Consider the following 11616-nt stretch of genomic DNA (forward strand, 5'->3'; position numbering starts at 1 on the left):
CACGTGCCGCGACAAGACCCGACCACACCCCTCCCGCCTGATCCGGCCTCTCCGCCCGATCCCCGTTCCGTCCACCTGCGCGCGCGTTGCGCCTTCCCCGGCGCGAAGCCCGGCGCGCCCGTGGAGCTCCTCGGCGAGGTCTGCGACTGGCAAACGGGGATCCCCCTGGCGTCGATGCCTGCCGAAACGCCCGGCGAACGAATCGCCGAGGCCACGCTCGACCTCCCCGTGGGCGTGTATTCGTACAAGCTCCGCGCCGGCGGCCACTGGTCGCTCGACCTCGACAACCCGCGGACGCGCTCGCGGGATCGAATTCGAAATAGCGTTCTCTCCGTCGGCGGCGCGCCCGAGCCGCTGCTCTTCGCCCCTGCGCCGCCTTTCGTCGTGCGCGCGCCCGAGGAAGACCATCTTATCGTCAGCGCCGGCCTGCGTCGTGGCCACGGGGAGCACCTGCGACTCCTTTGGGAAGGCGGCGAAATCGAAATGACCCGCGTCGCCGAGGAGGACGAGCACCTCTTTTTCCGCGCCTCGCTTCCCGGCCCGACGAGGCCTCTCCGCATCCGATTTGATCCCGGCCCGCGCGAAGCATTTTCCCTCGTCCCCACGCCCACGGACGATCTCCCCGCCTGGTGGAAAAACGCCGTCCTCTACACGATTTTCGTCGACCGTTTCGCCCCGCGCCCCGGCGCCTCCTGGGGCCATGATCCCGGCCGTGATCGCCCCGCCGGCGGCCACCTCGACGGCATTCGCCTCGCATTGCCTCGCCTCGCCGACCTCGGCATCACCGTCCTTTACCTCACCCCCACGATCCTCGCCGCCTCCTGCCATCGCTACGACCTCGTCGATCCTCTCCAGATCGACCCCGCCGTCGGCGGCGAACCCGCCTTCGAACGCCTCGTCGCGGAGGCCCGCGCACGCGGAATCCGCATCCTCGTCGACCTCGCCTTCTCGCACGCCGGCCGCGGCTTTCCCCCCTACGAGGACGTCCGCGCACGCGGCCTCGATTCCCCGTTCGCCGCCTGGTTTCACTGGACAATCCCGTCCCGCGGCGCGCCCAAGCTCCGCCATTACGGCCGGCGCAAGGACGCCCCTTTGCTCAATCTCGATCACCCCGAGGTCCGGGCCCTCGTCCTCTCCGCCACGTCCCGCTGGGCGAAGCGCGGCGCCTCCGGCCTGCGGCTCGACATGGCCGCCGAGGTCCCGCACGACCTCGCCGTCGCCATTCGCGAAACCTTCCGCCGCGAAATTCACGACGCCGTCGTCCTCGGCGAGCTCGTCCCGGCCCACGCCCACCGCTGGACGAGCCGCGGCGCCCTCGATTGCGCCACCGATTTCGGCTTCCACGACGTCCTCGTCGATTTCCTCGCGAAACGCGCCGTCCCCGCCGAGCTCGCGGCCCAGCGGCTCGCCCTCCTCGACCTCGATCGAGGCGCCCCCGGCGCCCGCTCGCTCCGGTTCGTCTCGACACACGACCACCCACGCTTCGCCAGCATCACGCGCAAACACGGCGGCCCTTCGCGCCACGGACTCCTCGGCCTCTTCGTCCTCCTCGCATGGCCCGGCGTCCCTTCGATTCTTTATGGCGAGGAATACGACCTCTTCGCCGAAACGCCCGTCACCGAACCCGAAGACGTCTGGCCCGATCGAATGCCCCTCCCACTTCACCCCGACCCCGCCGGCGCGCGTGCCTTTTCGATCGTGCGTTCCCTCCTCGCCCTCCGCGCGCATTCCCCCGCGCTCCGCTGCGGCACGGTCGAAATCGTCTTCGCCGAGGGCAGCCTCTTCATCTTCCGCCGCGCCCACGAGGGCGAGGTCATCGACGTCGCCGTCAATCTCGGCGCCCCCGTCGACGTCGACCTCGAAGACGACGAATTCCCTTCCGCGTCGCTCCTCTTCTCCCTCGACGAGGTGCGGCTCTCGGGCCCGACGCTCACGCTCGCCACGGACGCGGCGGCCCTCGTCCGTCGCGCCCGCTGAACGCCGCGCTGGCCCCGGGCGCCCGATGCGCTACGCTCCGAAGAGCGACGGCCCGCGCGCCACACGGAGCTTGCCATGAAAAACCTTTATCGCCTCGCCCTTTTGATCCCGCTCGCCTCGGTATCCCTCTATGCCTGCGGTCACGAGGAGGAGGGCGTCCCCGCGGGATACGAAGACGTCGTCTACGGCGGGACGACCACCGACGAGGCCCTCGCCGCGTTCCTCACCGCAACCGATGCGAACCCGCCGGCGAATGTCCCCTCCCAGGCGCCCGGGCTGCTCTCGCCACCAGCCGGCACCATGCTCTCGGCCTCCACCATTCCCACATTCTCCTGGGCCGTCGGCGCCACCTCGCGCCTCACGCCGTCCGCGCCGCCGTCGCTCCTGCCCGCCGAGCCGCGCGCCGAGCCCCTCCTCGCCCCGCTCGCCGCGCTCCTCGGCCCCGTCCGCGCGGCGCACGCGCATGGCACGCCGTTCACCGGGTATGCGACCTGGCTCGTCGTCTCCTCCGACGCCGATCCCAAGCTCGCCCGCGTCTTCACGAGCGAGACCTCGTGGAAACCCACGGACGCGATCTGGGCGCGTATCACCGCGGCCAAGGCGACCATCACGGTCGAGCTCCAGGGCGCGCAGCTCGTCGACAACCGCATCGACATGGATGGCGGCCCCTTCCAGGGCAGCAAAACCACCTTTACGATCACGCCATGAGCGCTCCTCACCTTCGCGCCCTCGCCGGCGCCGCCCTGCTTGCCGCCCTGCCTGCGTGCGGGGACGCCCCCATCGAATATCGATACGACCCGTACACGGGCGAAGCATTCCCCGATCGCCGTGAGCCCGTCGCCGTCCCTCCGGGCGGACTCGGAATCGTCACGGACAGCCTCTCGGATACGCTCTCGCTGCTCGACCTCGGCACCGGCGAGAAAATCGGGCATGTCCCGGTCGGCCGGGATCCCGTCGGCCTCGACGGCCCCCACCACGTCGCCATCGACCGAACCGGCGGCTTCGCCTACATCGGCCTCTCGTATCCCGTCGTCGCGACCGGCGGCCCGCACGCCTCGCACGGCAGCAGCATCCAGCCCGGCTACGTGCAAAAGTTCGCACTCGACGATTTCCGCATCCTCGGCCAGGTCCGCGTCGACGCGAATCCCGGCGAAATCGTGGCCTCGGACGACGGCCGTCGCGTCGTCGTCTCCCATTACGATCTGCAGCGCGCCATCAAGTACCCGGGGGACCTCGACAGGGCCCGCGCCACGATCGCCCTCGTCGACCCCGCGGCCGTCCTTCCCACGGGCTCGGTCGATCCGCCGCGGATCACCACCTGCGTCGCGCCGCACGGCATGGCCCTCTCGCGCCCCGACGGCGCCCGCGCCTACGTCGCCTGTTATGGCGAAGACGTCGTCACCGTGGTCGACCTCGACAAACGCGAGGTGATCGATCGCATTCCCGTCGACGCCTCCGGCGGCTCGATCGGCGATCCGGACTATGGCCCCTACTCGGCCATCCTCTCCCCCGACGGAAAAACCCTGGTGCTCGGCAACACGGTCTCGAAGGACGTCCGTTTCTTCGACGTCGAGGCGAACGCGATGGACCCCGACCGCCAGATCAAGACGCTCGGCGCGCCCTTTTTCCCGGCCTTCTCCGCGGACGGCAAGCGCCTCTGGATCCCCACGCAATCCCCCGACGCGCTCATCCTCTGGGATCTCGAAACGGACCAGGAGATCACCCGCCGCGATTTTACAGCCGACGAATGCAAATGGCCGCACGTCGTCGATCGACTCGACGACACGCGCGTGGCCCTCATCTGCGAGGGTGATCACGTGGCGGCAGGCAAGGTCCTCACGCTCGACGCAGCGACGCTCGAGACGAAGAGCGAGACTGTCGTCGGCGTGTATCCCGACGGCATTGCGCAGATCCCGGGCGCGAATCCCTGAGCCGACGCTGCCACCGATTGACACCCTCCCCATCGCTGTGGTACCGGCCACCGCATGACCCAGATGACGGACTTTCTCGCGCGCAGGCTCGCACGACGCTTTCGCGCTCACGACCACGATCTCAATGTTTTTTTGCAGCGACGTGATTTCGAGATCTCGGCCGTGCGTATGGCCGAGGAGTTCGGTCACGGGCCCGAGTCTCCCGCCCGGCAAAGGCTCGTCGAGATCAGCTTGGGCTTGTGGGAGCACCTGCGGAAGGTCGCCGACTTCGACGCAGACGATCGCATCAGCCTGGCCGAGTACAAGGCTGCGTTCGCGGCGGGCATGCTCGAGACGCCCGAAACGTTCGATCAGAGCTATGTCCCCTACATCAACGCGGTGATGGATGTCGTCGATCTGGATCGCGACGGGAAGCTCACCATGACCGACGAGGTTCGCTGGATGGGAACGCTGATGCGCGTGCCCGAACAGGTCGTTCGAGATGCGTTCCACCGCATCGACAAGGACAACGACGGCTTCATCACCGTCAGCGATCTGGTCGAGACCATTCGCGGTTATTACTTCGACGAATCACCCGACTCCCCCGGCCACTGGCTCCTCGGCCCGCTCGATATCTGACCTTCCGGTTTGCGGCCCCAAACCTGAAAGAACAGGTGCGAAACGACCAGTGTATCGGGGTCGTCGCAATGGCGCTTCAGGTCTTGCGTGAGCGCGTTCAGCTCCTCGTCCTTGGCGAAACCGTCCCTGACGAGCTCGTCGCGGATATTCTGGACGAAGTCGAGGAAGATGCTCCGGCGGTTATGGCCATGCGGGTAGACGTGGATCACTGGATTCACTTGAATCTCCACGATCCCGGCGTCACGCAGCATCCGGTGGACTCTCCGCCCGACGAACAGGTCGACGCCCTTTGCGCGCGTATATGCCTGAAAAATCTCGAACAGACGATCCCAGGCCGGGGAAGGTGGGTCGCACATGTGCGGTAGATAGTCTGCCTCGTGGCTCGCAATGACGCCTCCGGGACGCAGCAAAGAGACCATCTCCTGGACGACTTGTTCTGGCTCTGGGACGTTCACGAGCAGCAACCGACAGAACACCACGTCGAACGATTCTTTGGGGAGGTTCGTGGCCCTCGCGTCCCCTTGCACGACCTCGACGTTGGTTCGCCGTTGCTCCGCCATATGCTTGCGTGCCGAAGCGACGAAACCCTCGTTCTTATCCAGCCCGACCACGGTCCCAGACGGCCCCACGCGCTCGGAGAGCAGCTCGAGCACCCCCTGCGGCCCGCAGCCGAGCTCGATGGCCCTTGCACCCGGGCGAATCTGGAGTTGATCAAGCAACCACCGGGCCTCACCCGCGAGCTCCTGAATTTGCTTGCGGAGACGCTCTGCCTCCCGCGCGCTGCCCCCGAGCAGATAGAGGTCGGATTCTGACATGATGAATGTCATCTCTGACGAGGGTATCGAGCCTGTCAAGGAACGCCGAGATACGTGAGCAGATCCGCCATCTGCTCATCCGAAAGCACCTCCATCGAGAACGGCGGCATCTGCCCGCCGTACCCCAAAAACCCGCCGTGCCGCGTCTTCTGCACGAAGACGAGCCTGCGTTGCTCCGCCGTATACATGCCGAGCGGGTGCTCGGCGAGCGTCTGATCCGGTAGGATCGGCGCCCGCGCCACGAGGCGCCCCTCCCCCGTCTTTGCCGCGCCGTGACAGCTCTCGCACGCGCGCCTGTAAACGGACGCGCCCGCGGTCGCGTCGCCCGCCGCGGCCGGCGCCGAGATCTGCACGGGCACCGTGAACGGCCATGCCTGCTCGTCCTCCGGCCCTGCGGGCAATGCGTCGAGGTACGCATACAGCGCGCGGCTCCGCTCGTCCTCGGCCGACCAGGATTTGCTCGACAGCATGAAATAATAAAGGCAATGGTTCATCGAGCGGAGCAGCTCGAGCTCCATTCCGCCCCAGTACGAGGTCCGCCGCGTCACGCCTGCGAGCGGCGCGCCGGGCAGGATGGGTCCGTCCGCGGACGGCTTCGACGTCGGGTGGCACGTCGCGCAGGAGAACGAATTCGCCTGGGTCTCGGTGATCGTCGGGTCCGAAAAGAGCGCCTTGCCGTGGTCTTCCGCGGAGCCCTCCACGATCTCGGGCTCCGGCTCGCACGCGCAAAGGAGCCCCGAAAGGAGCGCGGCTCCGGTGAAAAAAGACATCCATCGCATAAGGCCCATCCTAGCAGCCGCCCCTCGAGCTGGCTTGTGCCCGCCGCGCAGGCTGTAGTATCACCCCGGAAACCGTGCTCACCTACACCGGCGACGCCACCTACGACCTCGTCCTCTCGATCGCGCTCGGCTTTGCCCTGTTCGTCGCGGTCGCCGCGTGGTTCGTCCCCTCGCCGTATGGACGCTTCGCGAGCCCACGCTTCGGCGTCGCGCTCGATCCACGCCTCGGCTGGTTCCTCATGGAGCTGCCCGCGACGCTCTCGTTCCTGTACTTTTACATTCGCGGCCCGCACCGCGGCGAGCTCGTCCCGCTCGTCTTCCTGGGGATGTGGCTCCTCCATTACGGCAACCGCGGCTTTTATTTCCCGCTCTCGATGCGCGTCCCGAAAGGCCAGCGCTCCTCGTTCGGCCTGCTCGTCGTGGGCACGGGCGTCCTCGTCACCACGATGCACGGCTACCTCCACGCCGACTTCATCTCGCGCCTCGGCCCCCAGTACGGCCCCGAATGGCTCACGGACCCGCGCTTTCTTGTGGGTTTCGTAGTCTATTACATTTCGTTCGGCCTCACCTTGCACTCGGACTCGATCCTCAGGAACCTGCGCACCCGCGCGGAGATCGACAGCGGCGAGCGGATCTACCGCATCCCCCGCGGCGGCCTCTTCCAATGGGTCACGAATCCGAGCTACCTGACCGAGCTCACGGGCTGGGCCGGGTTTGCCCTGTGCACGTGGTCGCTCGCCGGCGTCTTCATCTTCGCCATCAGCGCGGCGAACCTCGTGCCGCGCGCGTTCGCCACGCACGCCTGGTACCGCGAAAAATTCCCCGATTACCCGGTCGAACGGCGCGCCCTGATCCCGTTCATCCTCTGAGAGCGCTCACGGCCTCTTCGTTCACGATCCCCAGCGCGACGAGCCCTTCGAGCCCGACGAGCAGACGTCGATCGCCGAGCGGCGCCGCGGACCGGAGCGCGGCGAGCGCCTCGTGCGCGGCGCGCGGGCTCCGGAGGAAATCGAGCACGGAGGCGAGCGCCTTCGGCGGCACGAGCGCCTCGATCGGCGCGATCGCATGCGGATCGGGCTCGCGTCCGTCCCATCGCAGGGTCACCCGCGGATCCAGGCCGATCGGCGCGGCCTGCCAATCGAACGCCTGGCGCCGCTTCCAGAAGAGCGCCTCGGAAAAACGGGGCTCCATGCCGTAGTATCGGGCGCGTCGATCGAGATGCCCCGCGAGGAACGCCGCCGCATCCGTGGCCGCCTCGGGCAAGGCGTCCGCGCCCTCCGCGAGGGCCCGATCGATGTCCGTCGCCGCCTCGATCGCCGAATGAAACCCCCGCGCCACGCCGTCTCCGGCCAGCGGATCCCCCGCGACGAGCGCGTCCCCGACCGCGCACCAACGCGCGCCCCGACCCGGCACGAGCATCCCCACGTCGGCCCGCACCACGCGTGGCGGCTCGTCGATCGTGCATCCCTCCGCGAGCGCACGCACGTGGTTCGTCCTTTCGAGCGCCGCGCGAAATCGTTCGAGGGGCTCTGCGCGAGGCGCCCCGGCCGTGAGGTCCGCGTCCGTCAGGAGCACGCAGAAGAGCTTCCGGCCGGGCTGCGGCGCGACGTACCACCACCCCTCCTCGGCGGACTCGATCAGCAGCTCGGGCTCCACGTCCCGGCCCTCGGGCGGCGTCATCCGCGCGAGGATCGCGATCGTGCGATCACACGCGACCCAGCGCCGCGCGCTCGATCCCACGGCGCCCGCGGGCGCGCCGCGACCGCTCGCGTCCACGACAAACCTGCACCGAACCTCGACGCCATCGCGCGAACGCACGAAAAATCCCTCGGCGGCCTCCTCGATCGTCGGGACCCCGGTCTCTTCGCGGAGCACGACCCCGCGCTCGGCTGCGGCGCCCGCGAGCATCGCGTCGAAGCGGGCGCGGTCCACGTGAAACCCCTCGCCGAGCGGATGAACGATCGACGGGCGCGCCGTGATCTCCGCCGAGCCCCAGGCCGAACGCACGCCTCGAAAGGGCACGCATGCCTCGGCCCGAAACACTTCGCGGACCCCGAGCGTGGCGAGGTGCGGCTCGATTTCGGGCCCGAATGTCTCGCCCACGCGTGGCCGCCCGAGCCGCCCCCGCTCGAGGACGACGACACTCCGGCCTCGCGCGCCGAGTGCGATCGCAGCGGCGAGCCCGGAAGGCCCGCCGCCGAGCACCACCACGTCGTGGATCTGGGTCACGGGGTCCGGAGGCTACCGCCCTCCAATTTCACCCGTCAATCCGGGATCGGGGGCGGCTTTGTGATGCCCTCAGAAATAAGGCCGGAAATAAACCATCCCGTAAGGCGCGGTCGTGTAGGCGCCGCTGCCGAACGCCTGCGCCTGGGCGCCGCCTTCGACGGCGAGGCCGAGGATGTCGGCGATGCGCACGCGATAACCCACGCGACCCGCGCCGCCGAAGCCGTAGGTCGAATCGACGCCCCAGAGGAACGCGAGCCCGGCCGCGGCGCCGAGGTAAAGGCCGTCCTTGCCGAAGGGCGAAAACTCGATGCGCGGCCCGAGGGTCCCGAAGACCGCCGTCGTGTTCTTCACCCAGCCGCCGAACGGCGGCGGCTCGCAGTTGTTGCACCCCGCTTGCGGCGCGAGCCCCGGATCGAAACTCTGGAAGGGCCCCCCGCGCCCCATGTTCTTCTCGATGGTCGACACCTCGAAGCCAATCGAGAGCCGGTCGGTCACGTTGTAACCCGCGTGCAGGCCGAGCGTCGCGGCCGCGTACGCCGTCGGGATCACCATCGGCACGCGCACCGTCTGGTAGGCCACGCCGCCCGAGATGCCCACGTGGAACAGGCGCGGCTTCGCGGGCACAGGCGGCGGCGCATCCACGGGCGCGTCCTCGGCGGCGCTCGCCGAGACCGTCACGAGGGTTGCGAGGAGCGCGAGCTTCGAGGCGACGAGAAGGGAGATTCGCATGCGGTTACCTGCCTGTGTACCTGCACGGGGCGCTAAAGGGACGCGCATCCTGGCCGTCCCGTGGGATTCGTCCGGACGATCGGCAATGAACGTGCCCGACCATCCACCCCCGGAAAGCCCAGGAGAGCTCCTGACGCCCCGCGCCATTTGCGCGAATTGTGAAACGCCCGTTGCGCAATTCGCGCAACCCGCCCCCGACCCGTTGCGCAATCCGGTCAAACCGTGGCCGACATCACACCCGCTCACGATCCGCCCTCTTCGTCGTCTCCCTCGGGCGTGGTCGCTCGCGTGGAGTTTCCCGCGGCGATGGTATACGTTGCGCGCCACGCTCACCCGGAAAGAACCACGATGTCCGTTACCGAAACCGACGCCCCGAAGGCCCTCGAAGCCGCCGAGGGCACCCTCGCTGTGGAGGAGGTCGCCCGCCACCCGCTGCCGGGCATGGCGATCCCCGATCAGGTGGCTTTTAGCCCCGACGATCGCCTGATCACCTATCTGAAGAGCCCCGAGCGCAGCCTCGTGCGGCAACTCTTCGTCTTCGACCCCCAGACGGGGAAAGAAAACCTCTTCGTCTCGCCGCCCGACGGCGGTACCACCGAGGAGAACGTCTCGCTCGCGGAGGCGCTACGCCGCGAGCGGCTGCGCCAGCGCGAGATCGGCGTCACCACGTACGCCTGGGCGAACCGCGCAAGCCGCGTGCTCGTGCCCATCAAGGGTGATCTCTACGTGCAGGACGGTCCCGGCGCGCCGCTCCGCAAGCTTGTCGCGTCCGGCGGCGCGCCGATCCTCGACCCGCAGCTCTCGCCCGACGGCGCTTTTGTCGCGTTCGTCCGTGACGCGGAGCTTTATGTGGTCGATGCGGCCGGCGGCTCGCCGCGGCAGATCACCTCGGGCGCGCGGGGCACGGGCAAGACGCACGGCCTCGCCGAATACGTGGCGCAGGAGGAGATGTCGCGGCACCACGGGTACTGGTGGTCGCCGGACGGGAAATGGATTGCGTTCGCCGAGGTCGACGAGACGCATATCCCCATTTATCGAATCGTCCACCAGGGCAAGGCCACGACGGGCGTCGAGGCGGAAGAGGACCACCATTACCCCTTCACCGGCAAGGAGAACGCCCGCGTGCGGCTCGGCGTCGTCTCCGTGTCGGGTGGCGAGCCCGTCTGGGTGGATACGAGCTACGGCGAAGAAGTGTATCTCGCCCGCGTCCATTGGCTCGCGGGCGGCCGGCTCGCGGCGGAGCTCCAGAATCGGGTGCAGACCTGGCTCGAGCTCGTGAGCTTCGACCGCGCGACGGGCGCGCGGACGCGCCTCTTGCGCGAGGAGACGAACGTCTGGATCAACCTGCACGACCTCCTCCGCCCGCTCGCGGACGGTGGATTCTTGTGGGCTTCGGAGCGGACGGGGTATCGACACCTTTATCGCTACGACCACGAAGGAACCCTCGTCGCCGAGCTGACGCGCGGGGCGTGGATGGTCGACGACGTCCGCGGCGTCGATGAAAAGGGCGGCTTCGTTTATTTCACGGCCACGGCCGCGGGCCCGCTCGAAAGCCACCTCTATGCCGTGCCTCTCGACGGCGGCGAGATGCGACGCATCACCACCGAGCCTGGCATGCACGTGGTCACCTGCGACCGCGCCTGCCGTCGTTTCGTCGACGTCCATCACGCGAACGATCGCCCGCCCACCGTAAAACTCCGGTCGATCGAGGACGGCGCCGTGCTCGCCACGATCCACGACGAGCCCGATCCTCGCATCACCGCGCTCGGCCTCACGCCGCCCGAGATCGTCTCGTTCCCCTCGCGGGACGGCGAGACTTTGTATGGCGCGCTCTATCGCCCGCCGGCGCATTTCGGCAAGGGCCCCTTCCCGACGATCGTCTACGTATATGGCGGCCCTCACGTGCAGCTCGTGACGAACGGCTGGAACATGACGGTCACGATGCGCCCGCAATGGCTGCGTAGCCTCGGGTATCTCGTGTTCATGGTGGACAACCGCGGCAGCGCGCGGCGCGGGCTCGCGTTCGAGGGTGCGATCAAGCACCGCATGGGCTCGATCGAGGTCGACGATCAGGTCGACGGCGTCCGCTTTCTCGTCTCCCAGGGACTCGCGGATCCGACGCGTGTCGGCGTCTATGGCTGGAGCTACGGCGGATACATGGCCGCGATGTGCCTCGCGCGTGCGCCGGAGACGTTCAAGGTCGCGGTCTCGGGCGCTCCGGTCACGCACTGGGACGGCTACGACACCCATTACACCGAGCGGTACATGGGTATGCCGTCGGAGAACATGCGCGGCTACGAGGACAGCAGCGTGATGCGCCACGTCGATGGCATCCGCGGCAAGCTCATGCTCGTGCACGGCCTCATCGACGAGAATGTTCATTTCCGACACACGGCGCGGCTCATCAATGCCATGATCGCCGCCCGCAAGCCGTACGACCTCCTCCTCTTCCCGGACGAGCGCCACATGCCCCGCCGTCCCCCGGACCGCATCTACATGGAGGAGCTCATCCGCGACTATTTCGTGCGGAACCTCTGA

At 68.2% G+C, this 11616-nt stretch carries 10 protein-coding genes; 6 read left to right on the plus strand and 4 right to left on the minus strand.

Annotated elements, in window-relative coordinates:
* Positions 1–3: 3 nt before the first annotated feature.
* The 4 genes from KEG57_RS01605 (at position 4) to KEG57_RS01620 (ending at position 4526) form a co-directional block, all read left to right on the plus strand.
* Complete coding sequence (locus KEG57_RS01605; RefSeq protein WP_272418423.1) at positions 4–1977, plus strand: alpha-amylase family glycosyl hydrolase; 1974 nt, start codon at positions 4–6, stop codon at positions 1975–1977.
* A 75-nt stretch (positions 1978–2052) separates the two neighbouring features.
* Positions 2053–2685: a hypothetical protein gene (locus KEG57_RS01610; RefSeq protein ID WP_272418422.1), complete on the plus strand. Its 633-nt coding sequence runs from the start codon at positions 2053–2055 to the stop codon at positions 2683–2685.
* The gene (locus KEG57_RS01615; protein ID WP_272418421.1) at positions 2682–3908 is read left to right on the plus strand and encodes a YncE family protein; all 1227 of its coding nucleotides are present in this window, start codon (positions 2682–2684) and stop codon (positions 3906–3908) included. Before KEG57_RS01610 ends, KEG57_RS01615 begins: the two co-directional genes overlap by 4 nt.
* A gap of 54 nt (positions 3909–3962) precedes the next feature.
* A complete protein-coding gene (locus KEG57_RS01620) occupies positions 3963–4526 on the plus strand; it encodes an EF-hand domain-containing protein (protein ID WP_272418420.1) in 564 nt (187 codons plus the stop codon).
* On the opposite strand, the gene KEG57_RS01625 is transcribed toward KEG57_RS01620, so the two are convergent.
* Both KEG57_RS01625 and KEG57_RS01630 read right to left on the minus strand, forming a co-directional pair.
* Positions 4466–5353: a methyltransferase domain-containing protein gene (locus KEG57_RS01625; protein ID WP_272458031.1), complete on the minus strand. Its 888-nt coding sequence runs from the start codon at positions 5351–5353 to the stop codon at positions 4466–4468. The two genes, KEG57_RS01620 and KEG57_RS01625, sit on opposite strands and share 61 nt — an antisense overlap.
* A 23-nt stretch (positions 5354–5376) precedes the next feature.
* Entirely contained in the window at positions 5377–6120 is a 744-nt protein-coding gene (locus tag KEG57_RS01630; protein ID WP_272418418.1) for a c-type cytochrome, read from the minus strand.
* A gap of 74 nt (positions 6121–6194) precedes the next feature.
* On the opposite strand from KEG57_RS01630, the gene KEG57_RS55415 reads away from it, so the two are divergent.
* Positions 6195–6989, plus strand: coding sequence for a phosphatidylethanolamine N-methyltransferase family domain-containing protein (locus tag KEG57_RS55415; protein WP_272418417.1), 795 nt, complete (start codon positions 6195–6197; stop codon positions 6987–6989).
* On the opposite strand, the gene KEG57_RS01640 is transcribed toward KEG57_RS55415, so the two are convergent.
* Together KEG57_RS01640 and KEG57_RS01645 are read right to left on the minus strand one after the other, a co-directional pair.
* Positions 6979–8349: an NAD(P)/FAD-dependent oxidoreductase gene (locus KEG57_RS01640; protein WP_272418416.1), complete on the minus strand. Its 1371-nt coding sequence runs from the start codon at positions 8347–8349 to the stop codon at positions 6979–6981. The two genes, KEG57_RS55415 and KEG57_RS01640, sit on opposite strands and share 11 nt — an antisense overlap.
* A 69-nt stretch (positions 8350–8418) precedes the next feature.
* The gene (locus tag KEG57_RS01645) at positions 8419–9078 is read right to left on the minus strand and encodes a hypothetical protein (RefSeq protein WP_272418414.1); all 660 of its coding nucleotides are present in this window, start codon (positions 9076–9078) and stop codon (positions 8419–8421) included.
* A gap of 348 nt (positions 9079–9426) precedes the next feature.
* On the opposite strand from KEG57_RS01645, the gene KEG57_RS01650 reads away from it, so the two are divergent.
* Positions 9427–11616 carry a S9 family peptidase gene (locus KEG57_RS01650; RefSeq protein ID WP_272418413.1) on the plus strand — a complete coding sequence of 730 codons (2190 nt, stop codon included), beginning with the start codon at positions 9427–9429 and terminating at the stop codon, positions 11614–11616.

The sequence above is a fragment of the Polyangium jinanense genome (genome assembly GCF_028435365.1).

What these genes read in the sequence shown, in the direction of transcription:
- KEG57_RS01610 (WP_272418422.1), top strand. Translation starts at nt 2,053, where the DNA reads ATGAAAAACCTTTATCGCCTCGCCCTTTTGATCCCGCTCGCCTCGGTA.
- KEG57_RS01615 (WP_272418421.1), top strand. Translation starts at nt 2,682, where the DNA reads ATGAGCGCTCCTCACCTTCGCGCCCTCGCCGGCGCCGCCCTGCTTGCC.
- KEG57_RS01620 (WP_272418420.1), top strand. Translation starts at nt 3,963, where the DNA reads ATGACCCAGATGACGGACTTTCTCGCGCGCAGGCTCGCACGACGCTTT.
- KEG57_RS01625 (WP_272458031.1), bottom strand. Translation starts at nt 5,353, where the DNA reads ATGACATTCATCATGTCAGAATCCGACCTCTATCTGCTCGGGGGCAGC.
- KEG57_RS01630 (WP_272418418.1), bottom strand. Translation starts at nt 6,120, where the DNA reads ATGCGATGGATGTCTTTTTTCACCGGAGCCGCGCTCCTTTCGGGGCTC.
- KEG57_RS01645 (WP_272418414.1), bottom strand. Translation starts at nt 9,078, where the DNA reads ATGCGAATCTCCCTTCTCGTCGCCTCGAAGCTCGCGCTCCTCGCAACC.
- KEG57_RS01650 (WP_272418413.1), top strand. Translation starts at nt 9,427, where the DNA reads ATGTCCGTTACCGAAACCGACGCCCCGAAGGCCCTCGAAGCCGCCGAG.